Origin of the sequence: Phyllobacterium sp. CCNWLW183, assembly GCF_037203775.1 — a bacterium.
In the GTDB taxonomy this organism is placed as follows: Bacteria; Pseudomonadota; Alphaproteobacteria; order Rhizobiales; family Rhizobiaceae; genus Phyllobacterium; species Phyllobacterium ifriqiyense.
The window spans coordinates 356,942-378,747 of sequence record NZ_JBBCBN010000001.1 but is presented as its reverse complement, the minus strand read 5'-3'; the positions used below and the strand labels follow the sequence as shown (position 1 = coordinate 378,747).

The window sequence follows — 21,806 nt, the reverse complement described above, 5'->3', positions numbered from 1 at the left end:
TTGTATTGAAGTTACAACGTCGAACCGATTGGTTCGGTCTGAATATTGAGACATGAAGGGGTTTATAGTGTTCATAGCGGGTAAGCGATTACTGACCGCAGCGCTGATGTCAGCCACGGTACTAGCCTCTACGCCTTCAATGGCTGAGACGATCTTTGGCGCAATGGCCAAAGCCTACAACAACAACTCCACTCTTAACGCCACAAGGGCAGGCGTTCGCGTTACTGATGAAGGCGTGGCGATTGCCAAGTCGGGCTACCGGCCGACTATCTCTGCTTCCGCAAACCTCACATCGACCTATACCAGACTGGATGGACGGGGCCGATCGACAGGCACGGGGTTTGTGAATGACGGCACCTCAAATACCGCCGTGTTCGGCGTTACTGTCAATCAGATGCTCTTTGACGGGTTCACCACCAAGAACACGGTCTCAGCCTCAAAAACCCAGGTTCTGGCCGCCCGTGAAAACCTGCGCAACACGGAGCAGAATCAGCTTTTCGCTGCGGTGCAAGCCTATATGGATGTCTATCTGACCCGTCAGATCGTCGTTCTTCGCCAGCGGAATATCGAAGCGCTTGACGAACAGCTTCGTGCTGCGCGCGCTCGTTTTGACGTGGGTGAGGGTACGCGTACCGACGTTGCACAGGCAGATGCCCAGAAAGCAACGGCCATTGCGCAGCTGAACCTTGCCAAATCAAACGAAAAAACCGCCGAGGCAACCTATATTCAGGTGGTCGGCGAAGCACCGGGACGACTTGAGCGCGCACCAGCTGCCAAAAAGTCATTGCCGCGCAATATGGACGAAGCCTATGCCATAGCCGAGAATACGCATCCTGCTATTCTGTCGACACGCTATGCCGTGGATGCCGCTGGCTATACGGTCAAGGCAACAGAAGGCGAATTGCTTCCTCAGGTGAATTTGAGAGGCGAGATCAGCCGCGACGAAATATGGGGCGAGCCAAGCGATCTTTCTACCAGCAGCAATAATTCGACAAGCGCGTCGGCTGGGATTCAGGTTACCGTTCCGATTTACAGCGGTGGCCGCACATCGGCTCGTGTTCGCCAAGGCAAGGAAACCGTGGCGCAGCGCCGGATCGAAGTTGACGTAGCGCGTGACGATGTTCGTCAGGCTATCGCCAGCGCTTTTGCCGAAATGGAAGCCGCCAAGGCATCCATTGTTGCTCAAAGGACTGCTGTCGCCGCTGCTCAGCTCGCATTGAACGGCGTTATTGAAGAACGTAAAGTTGGTCAGCGCACGACACTCGACGTATTGAACGAGCAGACCAATGTTCTGACAGCGCAAATCAATCTTGTGCAGGCTGAGCGCGATGCGGTTGTTACCAGCTATGCTGCTCTGTCGGGAACTGGCCGTTTGACGGCAGCTCAACTTGGATTGCAGGTGGCTGAGCACCGGCCGGAAGAGCATTACGAAGCGGTCAAGGACAAGTGGATCGGCCTTCGCACGCCTGATAGCCGCTGATCGATCCTGCTACGATAAAATAGAAATTTGGCCGCTGGATAAATCCGGCGGCCAATTCATTTCAGCGGGGCGAATCAAAAGTCTGTGGGTTAGCCCGAAACATTGCTCTGAGGGATTCTCAAATAGACAACCAGCCTCTACACTGCATGCAGATTCGTTGCACCGCACCGAAACAAGATGTAGTAGGCAAGTTGATCATGGCACAATCACCAATCGGGGCATCCGCAGGCTTATCAAGCGCGACGCGCGAACCTTCCATGGAAGAGATTCTGGCCTCGATACGCCGCATCATTGAAGAGAGCGACACGGCACGGCCTGATGATGTGCCGCCAACGGCTGTAAATTCCGATATGCCAGCTCAAACTACTTCCAATTTACAGGTCGAAGATAATCTGGAAAGCGACGAGGCCGAACTTGCTCCGCGGCAAGGTATTGCTGTTACGCCGCCTGTCCAGAAAATGCCTGAGGCGATGTTTTCGCCTCGTTTGCCCGACGTGGAATCAAAGCCGCTTGAGACGAGCAAGCCTGAGGCGGAATCGCCCGCCGAAGCTGTTGCCCCAGCTCCACAGATTCTTGCCGAGGAAGAATTGCTCGTTGCGGAGCAGGTTGCCGAAAAGCCGGCAGCACCCTCGCAACCTGATACAAGCGCTTATATGCGCTTTGCTGAGCCAGCGAGCGTCCCGGAATCTGGTCCGGCAGTAAAGTCATCGACGCCTATAGCTCTCGATGAATTCGAGACGAATATGGAGGAAGAAGTGTCGCTTGATCTGACGCAGGCGCTGGAGCCGATTCTTTCTGAGAGCACTGAGCGCCAGGTTAGTGCTGCGTTTGACGATCTGTCATTTGCCGTCCGCAGCGAGCAGCGGCGTTCCTTTGATGAAATCGCACAGGAAATCATGCGGCCTTTGCTGCAGGATTGGCTGGACAATAATTTACCGACCTTGGTGGAGCGCCTTGTTCGCGAAGAAATTGAACGCGTTGCGCGCGGCGGCAAGCGTTAGAGCTCAGAAATACCTCGTCGAGCTTGTAGGGCCGCCAGATGGCGGTCTTTTCGTTTCAGGCGTACGATATCATTGACTTGAGCCTCGCCATTGGGTTTACACCCTAACAATCCTTTTTTTCCGCAAAATGACGGACAGTTTTATGCTTGAGAAGACTTATGACGCCGCGGCCGTAGAGCCAGAGATTGCAAAACGCTGGGAAGAGGCGGGTGCCTTTAAGGCCGGTGCCGGTTCCAAGCCGGGCGCAGATCCCTTTGCGATTGTCATACCGCCGCCAAATGTGACTGGCTCTCTGCATATGGGACATGCACTGAATAATACCATTCAGGACATTATGGTCCGCTTTGAGCGGATGCGTGGCAAGAATGTCTTGTGGCAGCCGGGCATGGATCATGCCGGTATTGCAACGCAAATGGTTGTCGAGCGGCAATTGATGGAGCGTCAACAGCCGGGTCGCCGTGAGATGGGCCGTGAGAAGTTTGTCGAGCGTGTGTGGGAGTGGAAGGCGGAGTCTGGCGGGATTATTGCCGGACAGCTGAAACGCCTGGGTGCGTCCTGCGATTGGTCGCGCGAACGCTTTACCATGGATGAAGGCTTGTCGAAGGCCGTTCTTGAGGTTTTCGTTACACTTTACAAGCAGGGGCTCATTTACAAAGACAAACGTCTGGTCAATTGGGACCCCAAGCTGCTGACTGCGATTTCGGATATTGAGGTCGAGTCGCGCGAGATGAAGGGGCATTTGTGGCATTTCCGCTATCCGCTGGAGAATGTCGCCTTCGATCCGGAAAATCCGCATACATATATTGTTGTCGCAACAACCCGGCCAGAGACAATGCTTGGCGATACGGGCGTTGCCGTCAATCCTGACGATGCCCGCTATCATGCGCTTATTGGCAATAATGTTGTTCTGCCGCTCATCGGTCGTCATATTCCTATCGTTGCCGATGATTATGCTGATCCTGAAGCCGGATCCGGCGCTGTGAAGATTACGCCTGCGCACGATTTCAACGATTTTGAAGTGGGCAAGCGCAATGATCTCCGGCAGATCAACATTCTTAATACGAATGCATCGATTTTCCTCAAGGAAAACAATGATTTCCTGGAGGGTTTGGAGAAATCGAGTCATCTGGATCAGTTTATCCACGCACTGGACGGCAAGGATCGTTTTGCAGCACGCAAGCTGATTGTCGCTATGATGGACGATGGCGGTTATCTTGAGAAGATCGAGGACCACACCCATTCCGTACCCCATGGCGATCGCGGTGATGTGCCGATTGAGCCTTATCTGACAGATCAGTGGTATGTGAATGCGGGCGAGCTCGCCAAGCCAGCCATTGCCAGTGTTCGTGAGGGCCGGACCAATTTTGTGCCGAAAAACTGGGAAAAAACCTATTATGACTGGATGGAAAACATCCAGCCTTGGGCGATTTCACGGCAATTGTGGTGGGGGCATCAAATTCCCGCCTGGTATGGACCGGATGGTCAGGTTTTCGTCGAGCGCACAGAAGAAGAAGCGCTCAGCGCAGCCGTTCAGCATTATCTCGCCCATGAAGGACCTATGAAGGCGCATGTGCAGAACCTTCTGGAGAACCTGAAGCCCGGAGAAATCCTGACGCGCGATGAAGATGTGCTCGATACATGGTTCTCTTCGGCGCTCTGGCCGTTTTCAACGCTTGGCTGGCCCGACAAGACACCGGAGCTTTCGACCTATTATCCAACCAGCGTTCTGGTGAGCGGCTTTGATATCATATTTTTCTGGGTTGCCCGGATGATGATGATGGGCCTGCACTTTATGGATAAGGAGCCGTTTCACACCGTCTATATGCACGCGCTTGTTCGCGACAAGAACGGTGCGAAGATGTCGAAGTCCAAAGGCAACGTTATTGATCCGCTGGAACTGATGGATGAATACGGCGCTGATGCGTTGCGGTTTACCCTTGCCATCATGGCCGCTCAGGGCCGCGACGTGAAACTGGATACCAGCCGTATTGCCGGATATCGCAATTTTGGTACCAAGCTTTGGAACTCAACGCGCTTTGCTGAAATGAATGGTGTTGCGCGCAACCCGTCTTTCAAGCCGGACGATGCCAAGCTGACGGTTAACCGCTGGATTCTGACAGAGCTCACCAATGCTGTGCGTGAAGTTACCGACGGTATCGCCACTTATCGCTTCAATGAAGCTGCAAGCGCGGCCTATCGTTTTGTATGGAACCAGTTCTGCGACTGGTACATCGAGCTTTTGAAGCCTGTATTCAATGGTGACGATGCCGAGGCAAAGGCGGAAGCACAAGCCTGTGCAGCCTATGTGCTTGATGAGATCTACAAGCTTCTGCATCCGTTCATGCCATTCATGACGGAGGAGCTCTGGGCGCATACGGCGGGCGAGGGTGCGAAGCGTGAAACCCTGCTGTGCCATGCTGAATGGCCAGTGTCATCATTCGTTGATACCGATGCCGCCTCAGAGATCAATTGGTTGATCGATCTGGTAACCGGTATCCGTTCCGTTCGGGCCGAGATGAATGTCCCTGCTTCCGCTGTGGCTCCGCTCGTCGTCATCGGTGCCAATGAAGCCACCGAGGCGCGCTTGCAGCGTCACGAAGCTGCGATCAAGTGGCGGGCGCGCGTAGACACGATTACGCTGGAAAGCGAGGCCCCTAAGGGTTCGGCACAATTTGTCATCGGCGAAGCTACAGCCTGCCTGCCACTGGGCAGCCTTATTGACGTCAATGCTGAAATTGCGCGACTGACCAAGGAGGCCGGTAAGATCGCCGATGAAAGCGACAAGATCGGTAAAAAGCTCGGCAATGAGAAATTCGTTGCCAATGCCAAACCGGAGATCGTGCAGGCAGAACGCGAACGACTGGCCGAGCTTCAGGAGGCCGCTGGTAAAATCGAAGTGGCGATACGGCGCGTTCGCGAGGCGAGCTGATTCCGGAGTTTTATTGCCGATAATGAAATTTGGAGTGGCTCGTCCCTTGAAATATGCGGCGAGCCACCCCATTTTCGTCGATCAAAAGCCCCAATTTTGTCATTTTTGAAGTGCGTTGCATTTGCGCAACAATGACGTTTTTTGGCTAAAAAACCGCTATTTCCCCCATAATGCTTTGTGACTAGTGGGAAACCCGCGATAATTTTGAACTGATTTTCGAAAAAAGTCAGTTTTTGAAGAATCTCCCGTTTTTCTCCCATAACGGGGCGCAATCAAAGATATTGCACTCAATAAGATTGCTTTGTTACCTATTACGTATTGGTAATATTTCCCGAATTAGGCTGACATTCGGGGCACATTATAAAGCTTTCGGGGAGGAATTAATGTCTAAAGCTATTTCGACAATGTTGGGCGGGGCACTATTGTTGACTGGTGTGGCCTCTGCTGCGCAAGCCGGGGGGCTTGAGCGCGGAGGCTACAATTACGATCTGCTGTTCAGCGAAGATCGTTTCGCCTCTGAAGCTGGCGTGATCTATGTCATGCCTGATCGCAAGATCAAGAATGCACAGGGTCTTAATGCAGGTGGCAAATCTTCTGTCAGCGAGACCGAAAATTACACCATTCCTCGCGTCGGCGTTAAAGTTGGCATCACTGAGGATTTCGATTGCTTGGCTCAGTATAGCCAGCCATGGGGAGTTCATACCAACCCAGGTGACGATTGGAAGGGCTCCAACCAGAACATCGAAACCAAGATCGAAAGCCATGATTATGGTTTGACTTGCTCTTACAAGTTCGATGTTGGCAAAGGCTTCCTCCGCGCACTCGGCGGTGTTTCTTACCAAAAGGTCGAAGGTTTCAAAGAGCGGATGGTTACACCCGCGTTCCGGCGGCTTGGTTTTGACGGTAACGGCCTGCTTGAACTCGAAGGTGATGGTGTAGGCTGGCGTATCGGTGCTGCTTACGAAATTCCAGAAATCGCATTGCGCGCAAGCTTGATCTACAATGCCGAAGTTGATCTCGGTGACGTTGAAGGCACTCTCGATCTTACTGATCTGCCAGCAGGAATTCCTGGCACCCCGGCACTCTTTGGCCGTGTGACCGATGTTTACGGCACGGCAACCATGCCGCAATCTTTGGAATTCAAAATCCAAACAGGTATTGCGCCCGATTGGCTGGCTTTCGGTTCGGTTAAGTGGGTTGACTGGAGCGTTCTCGAAGTCGTGTCATTCTGCCCAATATCCACAAGGGGTGCAGTTTCCTGCGGACCTAACTCACCTGCCAAGGCGACATCGATCGATCTTATGTTCCGGGATGGCTGGACGGTTGCTGCAGGTGTTGGTCACAAGTTCAACGACCAATGGAGCGGTCAGGTTCAGGTTTCCTGGGACCGTGGAACTTCGACAGGCTTGACCACTCAGACAGACACATGGTTGCTGTCGAGCGGCGTTTCCTGGTCGCCTAACAAGAATGTTGAACTGCGCGTAGGCGGTGCAGTTGGTATGCTCACTTCCGGTTCGTACGGTCCGACAAAGTGCACCGTCAACACTGGCTGCGGCAATGATGCCAAGTATGATTTCGGCGATGACTTCGTGTCAGCGCTGTCGATCTCAGGCAAGCTGAAGTTCTGATCACTGCTTAACGAAATAGCGAAAGAGCCCGGCAAAGATGCCGGGCTTTTTTATTGGTACCGTGGCTTCCTTGGTCAATGCCTGCATTTGATCGATGGCCACCTGTGCCCGGGGGAAACCGTAGCGGCAGACAGCGTCCGGCATCCATGCCGGTTTGTGTTTAGGCATCACTTTTTGTGACGATTCGGCAACAGTGTGGCCAGGATGATTCACACAGCGCTTTCGGCAGCCAAATTTGCCCATTTTGCGCCACAAACCCGGAGCACCTCGATAAGGCGGTAACCTTTTAGAGGTATAACGTCAGGCAATATTGCTGGCGTACCGTTTTGGGGTAATGATGGACGCGACACTACTTTCGCATGAAGCTTCGAAAAGCCACCACGCAGTGGCATATCGCAATTCTATTTTAGAGTTGCGATCATCGGCCATTAATCCAGACCTTGAATACTGGAACAATTCTGCAAAGCGCAGCCGCACTATTGCCGGAAATCTGCCCAACCATGGCTCAAATGATCTGAAATATTCTACAATTCCGTTGCGAGCCGCCATAAGGGTGTTGACTGGCGGTGTTGAAATCCGGTCTGCCGTTACGGCGCGCCTAGCGGCTGCGACAATGGCGAGCCCGAGCGAAGGAATTAAGCTGCCATGCTGATTGCTGATCGTTTTCTCGCTCCCATTGTGGGAATTGGTCTTTTTCTGAGCGCCATGACTCTGCCCTGCATGGCTTTTGATACCAAGAATGAGATGAACGAGGATTCCAGCCCTTTTGCTCTCTTCAAGTTTGGTTTTTCTGCCTACAAAAACGGTCACAAGGATGAGGCAGTCAAAGCCTTGCGTTTTGCCGCTGAAAAAGGCCATCAGGGCGCAAACTGGAAACTCGGACGGATGTATGCCGAAGGCGACGGCGTAAAAGAAGACGATTACGAAGCCTATAAGATGTTTGAGCAAGTCATCCAGGAAGGCGCTGATCAAGGCACCGAGAATGAGAGTTATGTTGCAGATGCGCTTGTAGCTCTTGCCGGATATGTAAAACGCGGCATCCCAAATTCACCCATCAATTCCAACCCAAGTGCCGCCCGCGACCTTTATCTGCAGGCAGCGTCGAATTTTGGTGATCCGGACGCACAGTTCGAACTCGGCAAAATGCTGATGCGCGGCGAGGGTGGCAGTGCAAGCCCCAATCAGGCAGCACGCTGGTTCCGGCTCTCAGCACAAAAGGGCCATGCCGGTGCTCAAGCGATGCTTGGCAATCTGTTGTTTCAGGCTGGCAAGACCGTTCGCGGGCTGGCAATGATGACGGCAGCGCTTGAACACGCAACCGGCAAGGATCGCATCTGGATCGGTGATATTCAGGAACAGGCATTTTCGATTGCGGATGAAGCGGATCGCCGCACGGCCATGGTTCTGGCTGGCGATATCGTAAAGACTGGCGATTTCTAATAGCTGTCAGCGCAAACCAAGTTCGATGAACTTGGCTTGAACCCATCGCCGTATCCGCATAGCGTTAAAATCCGCTCTAGACGATAATTATCGCGACCGGGACGTGATCCGAAGGCTTTTCCCAGGCACGGACATGTTTTTCTATGCTGGCAGATTCCAGACGATTGGCCGCTTCCGGTGACAGCATGAGATGGTCAATCCGAATGCCATTGTTCTTTTGCCAGGCGCCCGCCTGATAATCCCAGAATGTATAAGTTCCAGCCGCATCGGTCACGCTGCGCACCGCATCGGTGAAACCCAGATTTTCCAAACGGCGGAAAGCCTGTCGCGTTTCAGGTTGAAAGAGCGCATCATTTACCCAGGCTTCGGGATTGCGCGCATCGATAGGCTCAGCGATGACATTATAATCGCCGGCCAGGATCAGCGGCTCTTCGAGGCTCAAACGCTCCTCAGCCCATTTTTCCAAACGGGCCATCCAGCGCAGCTTGTAGGGGAATTTTTCCGTATCGATCGGATTGCCATTGGGCAGATAGAGCGAGACGACGCGCAACATGCCCTTTTCCGTTGAGAAAACCGCCTCGATAAAACGCGCATGGTCGTCCTCGTCTTCGCCGGGAAGTCCTCGCGTTACTTCTTCGGGCGAGGTTTTCGACAAGATAGCGACGCCATTGAAGCCCTTTTGTCCATTCGTCTCCACATGGTAGCCAAGCGCTTCAATTTCTTCGCGGGGAAAACCCTCGTCGACAGATTTGATTTCCTGCAAACAAACAATATCCGGATCGGACTCCCGCAACCAAGCCTTGAGAACCTCGATGCGAGCTTTGACGCCGTTGATGTTCCAGGTGACAATTTTCATGGGAAACACTTGGCTTTGCTGAGTTTTCGGTTGCGCAACGACCAATATAGGTCATTCTCATTAGTGGGGAAAACGATACTCGTCCGGTCATCAACCGGTCAAGCCATTGGGGGTATTTATGAGCAGTCCTTCACATATTCATGATGTTGATGCGGGCTTGCCCGTGCCCCGTCTTGCAGCCTTGGGCATTCAGCACGTCCTCGTCATGTATGCGGGGGCGATTGCGGTGCCTTTGATCGTAGGCCGCGCCTTGCAGTTAGCGCCTGCAGACGTTGCTTTTCTGATCTCCGCCGATCTCTTTGTCTGCGGGATCGTGACGATCATCCAGTCGCTTGGCGCAACCCAGTGGTTTGGGATAAAGCTGCCGGTGATGATGGGCGTAACATTCGCTGCCGTAGGTCCCATGGTCGCCATGGCCAATGCCGATACGGGGCCGGACGGAGCGCGGCTGATTTTCGGCGCCATTATCGGTGCAGGGTTTGTAGCAATGCTGCTGGCACCGCTTATGAGCCGTCTGCTGCGTTTCTTTCCGCCGGTGGTGACAGGCACGATTATCCTGGTCATCGGGGTTTCGCTGATGCGGGTCGGTATCAATTGGGTTTTCGGTAATCCCTTTGGCCCCACGGCTCCTAAAATTGTTTCTCCCGAACATGCGGCATGGCTTAAAACGATTACCGAGCTGGCCGCCGCGCCGGGTTCTGCTTTACCGGCATTGCCGCAAAAGCTGGCGCTTGCACCTTCGCTGCAAAATCCTGCTTATGCGCCGCTTTCAAATATTGCGATCTCCGCTGTTGTGCTTGTCTCGATCCTGCTCATTGCGCGCTTCGGCAAGGGGTTCATCTCAAACATTGCCGTGCTCCTCGGTATCGTCATTGGAGCGCTCGTGGCAACAAGTCTGGGCATGATGGGTTTCGAGAAAGTTGCTTCCGCCGGCTGGTTTGCAATCATCACGCCGTTTCATTTCGGCATGCCGATTTTCGATCCTGTGCTGATCATCACCATGAGTCTTGTCATGATCGTTGTGATGATCGAATCTACGGGCATGTTTCTGGCGCTTGGCGATCTGACGGGAAAGAAAATAACGCGGCCAATGCTATCAGCCGGACTTCGCACAGATGGTCTGGGAACAGTCATTGGGGGTATCTTTAACACGTTTCCCTATACGAGCTTCTCGCAAAATGTCGGGCTCGTAGGCGTGACCGGCGTCAAAAGCCGCTTCGTATGCGTGGCGGCCGGTCTGATACTGCTCATACTCGGGCTGATGCCCAAAATGGGCGCTCTTGTTGAATCATTGCCGCAATTTGTTCTTGGCGGGGCAGGGCTGGTGATGTTCGGCATGGTGGCAGCGACGGGCATACGCATATTGTCGAAGGTGGAATTCCAATCAAGCCGCAACAACCTTTTCATTGTGGCAGTGTCGTTGGCTTTGGGAATGATCCCGCTGGTGGCCCCCGACTTCAAAATGTGGATGCCGCACGCCGTTCATCCCTTGATCGAATCCGGCATTCTTCTGGCATCGGTCTCGTCAGTTTTGCTGAATTGGTATTTCAATGGGGCTTTGGGGAGTGCCGACGATTTGCGTGAGGCGGCAAAAGGCGCTGAAGCTTGAGGGGAAATAAAAAAGGCTGTCGCGAGACAGCCTTTTGAAACAGCTTGAGAAGAGGCGAGCAGCCTAGACGGAGAAACTCGTGCCGCAACCGCATGAGGATGTGGCATTCGGGTTGCGGATTTGAAAAGACTGGCCCATCAGGTCATCGACAAAATCAATCTCCGACCCGCCAATATAGGGCAGTGAAATCGAATCGATCAAAACCTTTGCTCCCAATTTTTCGATTACGATGTCATCTGCATCCTGTGCATCGACCAGATCGTACTTATAGGAAAAGCCTGAGCAGCCGCCACCTTCGACAGAGATGCGCAGGGCGGTTTTGTCAGGGTCGGATTTCAAAATTGCCGAGATGCGCTTGGCCGCAGCGTCGGAGACAGAAACATTTACAACTTCGGTCATTCTTCACATTCCTTCGCGGGAAACATCCGCCCGGCTCCAAAGACAGAACATCATCATGTCACGCCTTGCCATTCATTATACACCATAGCTAAGAATTGGCGACGGTGAAGTCAACGGCATGCGTGTTAATGGGTGGTACTGCCGTGCTCGCATGTTCCGAAGCATGCACAAGAAGGCGGGAAGTGAAATAATGTCGATGCAGGATGTGGGTTTTGGTTACAGGGAACGGGCATCTTATGCCAGCGATCCACAGCATAGCCGTGGGCGGCTCGTAGCTGAGAGCGAAAGTCCAACGCGCACCGTATTTCAGCGCGATCGCGACAGAATTATTCACTCGACGGCGTTTCGCCGTCTGAAACATAAAACTCAGGTTTTTATTGCCCATGAGGGCGACCATTACCGCACGAGGCTCACGCACACGATTGAGGTGGCGCAGATTGCCCGAGCCCTGGCTCGCTCAATGCGTCTTGATGAGGATTTGGCTGAAGCGATTGCCCTGGTACATGATTTTGGTCACACGCCCTTTGGCCATACCGGCGAAGACGCGTTGGATGAAAAGATGCGCGATTTTGGCGGCTTTGATCATAATGCGCAATCGCTGCGGATCGTAACCAGTCTTGAAAGGCGATATGCCGAGTTTGATGGTCTAAACCTGACCTGGGAGACGCTGGAGGGGCTTGCCAAACATAATGGCCCGCTAATGGATACCCAAGGGCGAGGCATTGGTCATCCTGTTCCGGCGGCGATCCTTGAGTATAATGCCCAGTTTAATCTGGAACTTGGGCATCATGCCTCTCTTGAAGCGCAATGCGCCGCAATAGCAGACGATATCGCTTATAATGCTCACGACATTGACGATGGGCTTCGTTCGGGCCTCCTATCCTTGGACGCTCTGGAAGATGTGGCAATAATCGGCGATATTTTGCGGGCTGTAAGGACAAAATATCCCAAACTTGATGAAGTTCGCACGACACATGAGATTGTCAGACGCCAGATAACCCTGATGGTTGAGAACGTTATAAATCAGTCACAAGCCAATCTTGATCGCATCCAACCTCAAAAGATCGAAGACATACACAATGCTGGGCAAAACATTGTTGCCTTCACCGAGGCTATGAGATTGCAAGAGAAGGCCCTGAAGACATTTCTCTACGACAATCTGTATTTTCACGAAAGTGTTCTAAGAGTGCGCAAATCGGCTGACAAGATTGTGAGAGATCTTTTTGAAGCCTATATGAATGACGCTCAAGCAATGCCGGAAGGCTGGAGGAACGAGCAAGTTCAGGCAGATATGCCCGCCCGCGCTCGCCTGGTTGCCGATTTCCTGAGTGGTATGACCGACACTTATGCTGTGCGCGAGCATCGCAGGCTGTTTGACCATACGCCCGAATTGTCCTAGAGCAGGCTCAACTTTGGCCATGAGGCCCCAGACTTTTCTATAAACCTCGAATGAGAATTACGTCATGAACATCTTCGCGGACTTCGATGCGCGGATTAAGAACGCCCTGCAAGCACTTGATTTGAAAACAACTGATGGTGCAGCAGTCGATCTGTCGCGCGTTGGCGTCGAGCCACCTCGCGATGCAAGTCATGGCGATATTGCAACCAATGCAGCGATGGTGTTGTCGAAAGCCGTCGGTCAGAATCCACGCGAACTTGCCGTTAAAATCGGTGATGCGCTGAAGAATGATCCTGATGTCGGCTCAGTCGATGTTGCAGGTCCGGGCTTTATCAATTTGAGGCTGAAAGACAGTTACTGGCAACAGCAACTCTCCACCATGCTTGATGCCGGACTCGATTATGGCCGGTCAAAGCTCGGCTATGGCCATAGGGTCAATGTTGAGTATGTTTCAGCCAATCCGACAGGTCCAATGCATGTCGGGCACTGCCGCGGCGCAGTGGTGGGTGATGCGCTGGCCAATCTTCTATCTTTTGCCGGTTACGAAGTTGGCAAGGAATATTACATCAACGATGCCGGCGCGCAGATCGACGTGTTGGCAAATTCTGTCATGCTCCGGTACCGCGAGGCTTTGGGAGAACAGATCGGTGAGATTCCTGCCGGTTTATATCCGGGCGACTATCTCGTTCCTGTCGGCAAGGCGCTGGCCGACGATTACGGTACGAAATTGCTCGAAATGCCGGAAGAAAAAAGCCTTGCGATCGTCAAGGACCGGACTATCGACGCAATGATGGCAATGATCCGTGACGATCTGGCTTCGCTCAACGTTCATCACGACATCTTTTTCTCCGAGCGGACGCTGCACGCCAATAATGCCAAGCTCATCCGCTCGGCCATCAATGATCTGACGCTGAAGGGGCATGTCTACAAGGGTAAGCTTCCTCCACCCAAAGGCCAAGTGCCGGAAGATTGGGAAGACAGGGAACAAACCCTGTTTCGGTCCACAGATGTGGGTGATGATATCGATCGGCCATTGGTGAAGTCGGATGGTCAGTTCACTTATTTTGCGGCGGACGTTGCCTATTTCAAAGACAAGTATGACCGGCATTTCGATGAGATGATCTATGTGCTTGGTGCAGACCATGGCGGCTACGTCAAGCGGCTGGAATCACTGGCGCGCGCAGTTTCGGGCGGCACGGCAAAGCTGACGGTACTGATTTGCCAGCTCGTCAAGCTTTACCGCAATGGCGAGCCGGTGCGAATGTCGAAGCGGTCCGGCGAATTTGTGACCCTGCGGGATGTGGTTGAGGAAGTTGGCCGCGATCCCGTCCGGTTCATGATGCTGTACCGGAAGAATGATGCACCCCTTGATTTCGATTTTGCCAAAGTAACGGAACATTCGAAAGATAATCCTGTGTTCTACGTTCAATATGCGTCCGCACGGTGCCATTCGGTGTTCCGGCAGGCGATTGAGCAGCTTGGCATTGGCGAAGTGGATCTGGCGGCGAGCGCGAAGCATTTCAATTTGCTGACCGACGAGAGTGAAATTGCGCTTATCCGCAAGCTTGCCGAATATCCGCGCATGATCGAAACAGCTGCGCTTCATCAGGAGCCGCACCGGGTCGCATTTTACCTTTATGACCTTGCAAGTTCGCTGCATGGACAGTGGAATAAAGGCACTGAAAATCCGGACTTACGTTTTATTAAGGTTAACGATCCAAACTTGTCCCAAGCCAGGCTAGGGCTGGTTCAGGTTGTTTCGAAGGTTTTGGCGTCCGGTTTGTCAATTATTGGTGCGGACGCTCCGACTGAAATGCGCTAATAAGCGTAGAAATCCTGTCAACTTTTGCCCACATTGCGCTGGTATGGCCAATGCGTGACGTTTTCGGACGTCCCACAGTTGAGAGTACAGGATTAACGCCATGGCGGAAAACTATCTTCAGCGTTCTAACCGGCAGGATGATTCGCGATTCGGTATTGATGATCCTCTGATGGAGCTATCCCGCATTATGGGAACTCCGGAGCAGGATGAGTCACCTTCCGGGTCCAATGATGATTTTGCTCTGGATCTTGAACGCGAACTGATGGGAGGCTTCGATGACGAAGTCACCTCACAGTCCGCTTCGGCTGAATCAGATCGCAATCAGCAGAATGACGAGCCTGACGCTAGCGAATTTCAGGAGTCAATCGAGCGCGAGCTTTCGGCCATGCAGCCTGAGCAGCCTTACGACATTCCTGCGCAACCCGTCGCCGCTTACGAAGAGCCTGACTATGCGGATTATGAGCCGGAGACGGCTTATGCCGACAATGAAGCAGGCGAGGGTGTAATTTCAAATACAGGCGTTGAAGCTCCCGCTGCGCCAGTTGCAGCCGCGCCGGCGATCAGCCTTGAAGATGAATTAGAAACACTGCTTGCCGGATCGGCAAGGCCAGTTGTGCAGAGGTCTGCGAATGCATCCTGGGGATACGGTTCCCGTTCCAATGTAGCCGGTCGCACGGAGGCAGCGCCGATTATCAGCCGCTCAACTGCCTACCAGCAGCCAGAAGCAGCGCCAGCGCCTGCTTCGGTCGCTTATGCACCAGCATCGCCCGCTGCTGCGTATGAGCCGCCTGTGGAGGAGATTGCTGCGCCGGTTGCTTATGCTGCACCAGAGCCTTCTTATGAGCCGCAGGTTTCCTATGCCGAGCAGGAAAATTCCGACACGGAAATCGAAGATGCTTTCGATGATCAGGAGCTGATGGCAGCGCTTGATGATTTTGAAGTGCCGATGGATGCCGAGCAAGAGCTTGCGCCAGTGCGGGAACAGATCGCCGTTCCAGTTGCTGCTCCTATTGCCGGGGTGCCTAAGGTTCCAGAAGTTCATGCCTTGAGCGATTATGCGGATGAACTCGATCGCGCCGCCAAGCCGGTTCAAGCACCTGATGTGGATACTATCGCCGTTACCGAAAGTCGGGTTGACTACACCGAGTCACTCGATCTTCCGATGGTGAACTACGAAGATGATGCTCCCCAGAACAATGGTCTCAACGAGCTGGAGAGCGAGTTTGCCGAAGTATTCGGCTCGATCGAATCCGACACACAGCACAATGATTTTGCTGCAACGCCCAAGGAACAGGCACAGCCGGAACCTGCAAAGGACGAGTTTGCTGAAATCTATGCCGATGTCTTTGGCAATGAAGCCGAACAAAGCCGTTACAATGAAGCTGGCTATGCGGCTGCCGGTGTCGCTGCGGCAGGTATAGCCGGAGCAGCATTGCAGGCTCCTGCTGCCTCGGCCCGTTATCAGCACGGTCCTGAGGACGATGCTAATTTCGGTTATGATCCGCGTCAGGATGATGTCGACATTGCTGCTGGAGCCTATGCGCAGAACGAAAACAGGCCGCGCCGTAATCCTCTGTTCGTTCCGGGTGTGGCTGCTGCTGTGGTTCTGGTCGCTGTTGCGGGTGCGCTCGCATATAAGTGGACTGGCTCGACGGGTGGTGAACCCGTGGTCATCATGGCCGATAAGACGCCGATGAAGGTTCAGCCAGAAGCAACGGCGAGCGCTGTCGTTCCCAATCAGGACAAGGCTGTTTTCGATAAGGACGCAACCGCTGCTCCGGTAACGCCTAAACAGGAGCAATTGGTAACAACGCGCCAGGATCCTGTTGATCTTGCAGCCGATGAAGACGATGAAGTGCCAATCGCCGACAAGGTTGATGCGCGTATCGACCCTGCGGATCAAGATCTGGCGGCAAATGAGCCAGCTCCGGAACGCAATGGTGCACTTGCACCGCGTAAGGTTCAGACAATGGTCGTCAAGCCGGACGGAACGATGGTTGCCTCCATTACTCCTGACGCGCCGCCGGCAGGCACTGGTGCCGCCGCTGCTCCCGTGGAACGTCCCGGCAACACAGCAACGGGGCCTGTCTCAGCGGATGATCCTGTTGCTGCACTTGCAGGAGGAGATCCGGTTGAGCCGGAACCAGCGCTTGCGCCAGAAGCGCCAGCCGCTGCGGCACCTGCTGCTCCAAAAGCTCAAGTTGCGGCCAAGCCGGTAGAAACGAAGAAGATCACACAGGACACAGTCGCCTCGGTTGCGCCGAAAAACGTTCCCGTGGTGGAGTCGCGTCCTGCGGAACAGCCGCTCGATATTGTTGATCGCGTGCCAGCCAAAAATGCTCCTGCACAACAGGTGGCTTCGGCTGCACCTGCTGCTGGAAGCTATTTCATCCAGGTTGCTTCGCAGCCAAGCGTTGAGGGTGCGCAGAAGACCTATGCATCGCTGTCGCAGAAACATGCGGGCGTTATTGGCGGACGCGGTGTCGATATCAAGCAGGCCGAGATTGCAGGAAAGGGCACATTCTATCGTGTACGTATCCCTGCCGGCTCGAAGAGCGACGCGGTGAATTTGTGCTCCAAGTACAAATCCGCAGGCGGAAGCTGCTTTGTGACGCAATAGACCGAACAGACAAAAATAAGAGAAAAGGCGGCCAGTGGCCGCCTTTTCTTTTTGTGCATTGAAGCAGTAGACTCCCAATATGAGCGAATCAAAAGCATGGATTGCCGGTACCACCGGCCTGAAACTGACTCCGGATGAGATTGCGTTTTTTCGCGATGAACGTCCTTGGGGTTTTATTCTTTTTGCACGCAATGTGAGCGAAGCTGCACAGATCGAAGATTTGTGCGCGCATTTGCGTGATCTGGTCGGGCGCAATGATGCGCCTGTGCTAATCGACCAGGAGGGTGGACGTGTGCAACGTTTACGCCCGCCATTGGCCCCTGATTATCCATCGGGTTCGGCGCTGGGCGCTCTCTACCGCGAAAATGAGGAGAAGGGGCTGCGGGCGGCTTGGCTTTTGTCCCGCCTGCATGCGTTTGATCTATTGAAGCTTGGCATTGACGTGGATTGCCTGCCAGTGCTGGACGTGCCGGTGGAAGGTGCCAATGATGTGATCGGTACGCGCGCCTATGGCAAGCATCCGGACATTGTAACAGCCATGGGCAGTGCGGCAGCAGAAGGATTGCTGGCGGGCGGTATGCTGCCGGTCATGAAACATATTCCCGGTCACGGCAGGGCCTTTGCTGATACGCATCACGAGCTACCGACCGTTGCGACCGGGCTGGATGAACTGGCTGAGCATGATTTTGCGCCCTTCAAAGCGCTATCGCATCTGCCAATGGCCATGAGCGCTCATGTGATCTTTTCGGCAGTCGACCCTAAATATCCGGCTACGACGTCTGGTAAGGTGGTCGAAGAGATTATCCGTGACTATATAGGCTTTGACGGGCTTTTGATGAGCGATGACGTCTCCATGAATGCACTTTCTGGGGATTACTTCGACCGAACCAAAGCAATCTTTGCGGCAGGATTGGATATGGTGCTTCATTGTCACGGGATTATGGAGCAAATGACGGCGGTTGCCTCATGCACTCCGGAGCTGCAAGGCAAGGCACTTGAACGGGCGGTAAAGGCCATAAAATACAAACGGAAACCCGACGCTTCCAGTGAAGAAGAGCTCAGGGACGAATTCCGCAGCATGTTCGAGGCGGTTGCATAAAGTGCGATAACAGGGAAGCGAGACAGGTTTGGCAGTTAGCGAAAAAAACATGAATGGCAACAAAGCAGCTCCAATGGAGGCGCTTTGGGAGAGCCAGGTTGATCGCGCTGCCAGCGAGCCTTCCCTTGTCATCGACATTCAAGGGTTTGAGGGGCCGCTTGATCTTTTGCTGCATCTTGCGCGAAATCAGCGTGTCGATCTGGCGCGAATCTCTGTTGTTGCCCTTGTTGAACAATATCTCGTGTTTATCCGGCAGGCACAGGCCCTTCGCCTTGAACTGGCGGCTGATTATCTGGTCATGGCCGCCTGGCTAACATATTTGAAATCGAAGCTGCTCATCCCGAAAGCTCCAGGCGAAGAAGGTGAAAGCGGCGAAGAACTGGCCGCCACTTTGCAATTCAGGCTGAAACGGCTTGAGGCAATGCGCGACGCGGCGATGAAGCTTATCAACTGCAATCGTCTTGGCCGCGATGTCTTTCCCCGTGGCATGCCGGAAGCTGTTATTGTTGATCAGACAAATGCTTACTCAGCGACGCTATATGAGCTTCTGACTGCCTATGCCTCACAAAGGCAAAAGCGCGCGACCTCGCATGTGCAGATTGCGCGGCGTTCCGTCTGGTCGCTCAAGGATGCTCGGGAAATATTGATGCGTCTCGTTGGCGAGATGAAAGACTGGACCGCGCTGGACCAATATTTGCTGGAATTTATTACGACTCCGGCAGAACGTGCTTCGGCAATAGCAAGTTCTTTTGCTGCAAGTCTTGAAATGGTCCGCGAGGGACATCTGGAAATCCGCCAGACGGGCGCTTTCAAACCGATCTACCTCCGCAACCGGCCGGAAGAACCAATGAAGGATGTGGTCAATGGCTGATCCTGCAACTGACGATGTCAAAATTGACAGGCAAGAGGCTGAGGACAACTGGAATACGGCAGTCAAAACATCAGACGCGTTGCGAATGGTTGAGGCGATCCTGTTTGCATCGGCGCAGCCTGTAACAGAAAAAGCCCTCAAAGAGCGCCTGCCATCGGATGTTGACGTTGCGATGTTGCTGGGAGAGTTGCAGGAAATATACTCCAATCGCGGTATAAATCTGCGGCAGGTTGGTGGTGCGTGGGCATTCCGCACTGCCGCAGATCTTGCATTCCTGATGAATCGCGAGGCTGTACAGCTCAAGAAATTGTCGCGGGCAGCTCTCGAAGTGCTTGCTATCATTGCCTATCACCAGCCGGTAACGCGTGCGGAACTCGAAGATATTCGCGGTGTTGAAACCTCCAAGGGCACGCTTGATGTGCTGATGGAAACGGGCTGGATCAAATTCCGGGGGCGTCGCCGCACGCCCGGTCGCCCCATAACTTATGGAACAACAGCCTCGTTCCTCGATCACTTCGGGTTACAGGAAGTACGCGATCTGCCCGGCATAGATGAGCTGCGCGGGGCAGGGCTGCTTTCCGCCCGCATGCCAACCAATTTTGCAATTCCTGTGCCTTTCAACGATCCGGACGAACTGACCGAGGATGAAGATCCTTTGACAGATATCGATCTGGAAGAACTGGGCCTTTTGACACCTAAGGTTGAGCAGGAGTGACATTATTTCTCGCCACATTTGCGGCGGATAGTCCCTTAAGGCAAAATTCGTACCTCGCAAATCAATTCGGGCTTGCGCTGGGTTTACGCGAATGTGAAAGAACAAAAGCGACTTGTGTTTGAAAAGCACGGGGAAAAAGCTTAGATCAGCTCAAACCACTGGGCGAATGTGAGGGTAAAATGGGTAGTTTTTCAATCTGGCACTGGCTTATCGTGCTTGCGGTCGTGTTGCTTCTCTTCGGACGCGGCAAAATTCCTGAGCTGATGGGCGATGTTGCCAAGGGTATCAAGAACTTCAAAAGCGGCATGAGCGACGAAGATGCTGCGGACGCCAATAATTCCAAGACCATTGACAACACGACAAGTGAGCCAGTGAATTCAGTCAAGGAAAAGACCAAGAAGTCTTGAACGGTAAGGGCGGGAGCCTTGCCCTGCGCGTGGCTGAATGGCCGCGTTGTGGCTGGAGCATGATAAATGTTTGATGTTGGTTGGTCGGAAATACTGGTCATCGCGGTCGTTCTGATTGTGGTTGTAGGTCCGAAAGACTTGCCCAAAATGCTGCGTGCGTTCGGCAAAGCGACGACTAAGTTTCGGGCAACTGCAGGTGAGTTTCGCAAGCAGTTTGATGAAGCTCTGAAAGAAGCCGAACTTGATGATGTTCGTGGCATTATAAATGATGCAAAGAGCCTCGACCCGCGCAATGACATACGCAAAGTATTCGATCCCGTCAGAACAATAGGCGAGGAAATACGCTCTACATTGAAAGATGCGACGGATACGGCGAAGGATAATGTGGCCATTCCCGACCCATCAGCGCCTGGTGCCACGCAGGCGCAACCTGTGGTGATGGAGCCATTGCCGCCTGTTGACGAGCCAAAGAAAAAGCCGAGGGCTGCGGCCAAGCCAAAGGCAGCCCCCAAAACCACGACGACCGCTAAACCCGCCAGCGCGGGGCCTGCAAAGGCAGTCGCTGTTAAGCCAGGCACAACAAAACAGACTGTCACAAAACAGACTGCTGCCAAAGCAGCCGCAGCGCCGGTCAAAAAGACGGCTAAGCCACGTGCCAAGAGCAGTGATACGGGGACGAAATCTTGAGCAATACCGACGATGAAATCGACAAGAGTTCAGCGCCGCTGATAGAGCATCTGATTGAGCTGCGCCGTCGTCTTATCTGGGCTCTGCTGGCTTTTTTCGTCGCGTTCCTGGGGTGCTTCCATTTTGGCAAGCAGCTTTTCAACCTGCTGGTTATTCCCTATCAATGGGCAGTGGGCTGGGCAGGATTTGATCCGGCAAAGGCGCAGCTGATTTACACCGCGCCACAGGAGTTTTTCTTCACGCAGGTCAAGATTGCCATGTTTGGCGGTATCGTCATTGCCTTCCCTGTTATTGCTTCCCAGATTTATAAATTTGTTGCGCCCGGGCTCTACAAGAATGAGCGCATGGCCTTCTTGCCGTTTTTGATCGCCTCGCCAATTCTGTTTCTCATGGGCGGCGCTCTGGTCTACTTTTTCTTCACTCCGATGGTTATGTGGTTTTTCCTTGCCATGCAGCAGACCGGCGGGGCCGGTGAAGTGCAAATTTCCTTGCTGCCCAAGGTTTCCGAATATCTCAGCCTTATCATGACGCTGATATTCGCGTTCGGACTCGTTTTTCAATTGCCGGTCGTGACAACCCTTTTGGCCCGGGTTGGGTTGGTCGGCTATGAAGGTCTCAGATCAAAGCGCAAATATGCGATTGTGATTGCTTTCATCGTTGCCGCGGTGATCACGCCGCCCGATCCTGTCAGCCAGATCGGTCTTGCGCTTCCCACCATCCTTCTCTACGAGATTTCCATCTGGATGGCGCGTCTGATCGAGAAAAAGCGTGCGGCTGAGACAGAAGCACAGTCGAGCGAAATCTCGTCCTGACACTCTCCAGTTCGCCGGGGTTCGCCCCATAA

General features: G+C 53.5%; 18 protein-coding genes and 1 pseudogene. 16 read left to right on the top strand and 3 right to left on the bottom strand.

Translation table 11 applies throughout. The features are described from left to right. Window positions 1-52: 52 nt before the first annotated feature. From V9K95_RS01820 to V9K95_RS01805, 4 genes are all read left to right on the top strand, one after another. On the top strand, window positions 53-1,480 hold the full coding sequence (locus V9K95_RS01820) for a TolC family outer membrane protein (RefSeq protein WP_115052907.1): 1,428 nt from the start codon (window positions 53-55) through the stop codon (window positions 1,478-1,480). A gap of 197 nt (window positions 1,481-1,677) precedes the next feature. Continuing rightward, window positions 1,678-2,481 (top strand): DUF2497 domain-containing protein, encoded by an 804-nt coding sequence (locus V9K95_RS01815; protein ID WP_336440005.1) that lies wholly within the window; start codon window positions 1,678-1,680, stop codon window positions 2,479-2,481. Window positions 2,482-2,623: 142 nt separating this feature from the next. Continuing rightward, a complete protein-coding gene (locus V9K95_RS01810; RefSeq protein WP_336440006.1) occupies window positions 2,624-5,410 on the top strand; it encodes a valine--tRNA ligase in 2,787 nt (928 codons plus the stop codon). Window positions 5,411-5,793: 383 nt separating this feature from the next. After that, entirely contained in the window at window positions 5,794-7,038 is a 1,245-nt protein-coding gene (locus V9K95_RS01805; protein ID WP_115052910.1) for an OmpP1/FadL family transporter, read from the top strand. On the opposite strand, the gene V9K95_RS01800 is transcribed toward V9K95_RS01805, so the two are convergent. Next, on the bottom strand, window positions 7,039-7,281 hold the full coding sequence (locus V9K95_RS01800) for a hypothetical protein (RefSeq protein ID WP_336440007.1): 243 nt from the start codon (window positions 7,279-7,281) through the stop codon (window positions 7,039-7,041). Window positions 7,282-7,375: 94 nt separating this feature from the next. Here V9K95_RS01800 and V9K95_RS01795 point away from each other — a divergent pair, with 94 nt between their 5' ends. Together V9K95_RS01795 and V9K95_RS01790 are read left to right on the top strand one after the other, a co-directional pair. Continuing rightward, window positions 7,376-7,690 (top strand): hypothetical protein, encoded by a 315-nt coding sequence (locus V9K95_RS01795; protein ID WP_336440008.1) that lies wholly within the window; start codon window positions 7,376-7,378, stop codon window positions 7,688-7,690. Continuing rightward, entirely contained in the window at window positions 7,684-8,478 is a 795-nt protein-coding gene (locus V9K95_RS01790; RefSeq protein ID WP_115052913.1) for a tetratricopeptide repeat protein, read from the top strand. The genes V9K95_RS01795 and V9K95_RS01790 overlap by 7 nt, the downstream gene beginning before the upstream one ends. 76 nt (window positions 8,479-8,554) lie before the next feature. Here the strand turns inward: V9K95_RS01790 and xth are convergent, their stop codons facing one another. Beyond that, window positions 8,555-9,334 (bottom strand): exodeoxyribonuclease III, encoded by a 780-nt coding sequence (xth, locus tag V9K95_RS01785; protein WP_115053287.1) that lies wholly within the window; start codon window positions 9,332-9,334, stop codon window positions 8,555-8,557. A gap of 118 nt (window positions 9,335-9,452) precedes the next feature. Between xth and V9K95_RS01780 the strand changes: the two genes are divergently transcribed. Beyond that, entirely contained in the window at window positions 9,453-10,943 is a 1,491-nt protein-coding gene (locus V9K95_RS01780; RefSeq protein ID WP_336440009.1) for a nucleobase:cation symporter-2 family protein, read from the top strand. A gap of 63 nt (window positions 10,944-11,006) precedes the next feature. Here the strand turns inward: V9K95_RS01780 and erpA are convergent, their stop codons facing one another. After that, entirely contained in the window at window positions 11,007-11,342 is a 336-nt protein-coding gene (erpA, locus tag V9K95_RS01775; RefSeq protein WP_115052915.1) for an iron-sulfur cluster insertion protein ErpA, read from the bottom strand. Between the two features lie 190 nt (window positions 11,343-11,532). On the opposite strand from erpA, the gene V9K95_RS01770 reads away from it, so the two are divergent. From V9K95_RS01770 to tatC, 9 genes and pseudogenes are all read left to right on the top strand, one after another. Next, window positions 11,533-12,741, top strand: coding sequence for a deoxyguanosinetriphosphate triphosphohydrolase (locus V9K95_RS01770; RefSeq protein ID WP_336440010.1), 1,209 nt, complete (start codon window positions 11,533-11,535; stop codon window positions 12,739-12,741). A 64-nt stretch (window positions 12,742-12,805) separates the two neighbouring features. Continuing rightward, the gene (argS, locus tag V9K95_RS01765) at window positions 12,806-14,563 is read left to right on the top strand and encodes an arginine--tRNA ligase (protein WP_115052917.1); all 1,758 of its coding nucleotides are present in this window, start codon (window positions 12,806-12,808) and stop codon (window positions 14,561-14,563) included. 2,143 nt (window positions 14,564-16,706) lie between these two features. Next, a pseudogene (locus V9K95_RS23655) lies at window positions 16,707-17,183 on the top strand (SPOR domain-containing protein); the annotation flags it as partial. Window positions 17,184-17,262: 79 nt separating this feature from the next. Further along, entirely contained in the window at window positions 17,263-18,282 is a 1,020-nt protein-coding gene (gene nagZ, locus V9K95_RS01755; RefSeq protein WP_115052919.1) for a beta-N-acetylhexosaminidase, read from the top strand. A gap of 28 nt (window positions 18,283-18,310) precedes the next feature. Then, window positions 18,311-19,153, top strand: coding sequence for a segregation and condensation protein A (locus V9K95_RS01750; protein ID WP_370878827.1), 843 nt, complete (start codon window positions 18,311-18,313; stop codon window positions 19,151-19,153). Beyond that, window positions 19,137-19,868: an SMC-Scp complex subunit ScpB gene (gene scpB, locus V9K95_RS01745; RefSeq protein WP_442958524.1), complete on the top strand. Its 732-nt coding sequence runs from the start codon at window positions 19,137-19,139 to the stop codon at window positions 19,866-19,868. The genes V9K95_RS01750 and scpB overlap by 17 nt, the downstream gene beginning before the upstream one ends. Window positions 19,869-20,047: 179 nt before the next feature. Next, a complete protein-coding gene (locus V9K95_RS01740; RefSeq protein ID WP_115052922.1) occupies window positions 20,048-20,275 on the top strand; it encodes a twin-arginine translocase TatA/TatE family subunit in 228 nt (75 codons plus the stop codon). A 66-nt stretch (window positions 20,276-20,341) separates the two neighbouring features. Further along, the gene (gene tatB, locus V9K95_RS01735) at window positions 20,342-20,962 is read left to right on the top strand and encodes a Sec-independent protein translocase protein TatB (RefSeq protein WP_115052923.1); all 621 of its coding nucleotides are present in this window, start codon (window positions 20,342-20,344) and stop codon (window positions 20,960-20,962) included. Beyond that, the gene (tatC, locus tag V9K95_RS01730; RefSeq protein ID WP_307285424.1) at window positions 20,959-21,774 is read left to right on the top strand and encodes a twin-arginine translocase subunit TatC; all 816 of its coding nucleotides are present in this window, start codon (window positions 20,959-20,961) and stop codon (window positions 21,772-21,774) included. Before tatB ends, tatC begins: the two co-directional genes overlap by 4 nt. Window positions 21,775-21,806 lie beyond the last annotated feature (32 nt).

Coding starts and splice junctions, on each gene's coding strand:
- V9K95_RS01820 (WP_115052907.1), top strand. CDS start 53: ATGAAGGGGTTTATAGTGTTCATAGCGGGTAAGCGATTACTGACCGCA.
- V9K95_RS01815 (WP_336440005.1), top strand. CDS start 1,678: ATGGCACAATCACCAATCGGGGCATCCGCAGGCTTATCAAGCGCGACG.
- V9K95_RS01810 (WP_336440006.1), top strand. CDS start 2,624: ATGCTTGAGAAGACTTATGACGCCGCGGCCGTAGAGCCAGAGATTGCA.
- V9K95_RS01805 (WP_115052910.1), top strand. CDS start 5,794: ATGTCTAAAGCTATTTCGACAATGTTGGGCGGGGCACTATTGTTGACT.
- V9K95_RS01800 (WP_336440007.1), bottom strand. CDS start 7,281: ATGGGCAAATTTGGCTGCCGAAAGCGCTGTGTGAATCATCCTGGCCAC.
- V9K95_RS01795 (WP_336440008.1), top strand. CDS start 7,376: ATGGACGCGACACTACTTTCGCATGAAGCTTCGAAAAGCCACCACGCA.
- V9K95_RS01790 (WP_115052913.1), top strand. CDS start 7,684: ATGCTGATTGCTGATCGTTTTCTCGCTCCCATTGTGGGAATTGGTCTT.
- xth (WP_115053287.1), bottom strand. CDS start 9,334: ATGAAAATTGTCACCTGGAACATCAACGGCGTCAAAGCTCGCATCGAG.
- V9K95_RS01780 (WP_336440009.1), top strand. CDS start 9,453: ATGAGCAGTCCTTCACATATTCATGATGTTGATGCGGGCTTGCCCGTG.
- erpA (WP_115052915.1), bottom strand. CDS start 11,342: ATGACCGAAGTTGTAAATGTTTCTGTCTCCGACGCTGCGGCCAAGCGC.
- V9K95_RS01770 (WP_336440010.1), top strand. CDS start 11,533: ATGTCGATGCAGGATGTGGGTTTTGGTTACAGGGAACGGGCATCTTAT.
- argS (WP_115052917.1), top strand. CDS start 12,806: ATGAACATCTTCGCGGACTTCGATGCGCGGATTAAGAACGCCCTGCAA.
- nagZ (WP_115052919.1), top strand. CDS start 17,263: ATGAGCGAATCAAAAGCATGGATTGCCGGTACCACCGGCCTGAAACTG.
- scpB (WP_442958524.1), top strand. CDS start 19,137: ATGTGGTCAATGGCTGATCCTGCAACTGACGATGTCAAAATTGACAGG.
- V9K95_RS01740 (WP_115052922.1), top strand. CDS start 20,048: ATGGGTAGTTTTTCAATCTGGCACTGGCTTATCGTGCTTGCGGTCGTG.
- tatB (WP_115052923.1), top strand. CDS start 20,342: ATGTTTGATGTTGGTTGGTCGGAAATACTGGTCATCGCGGTCGTTCTG.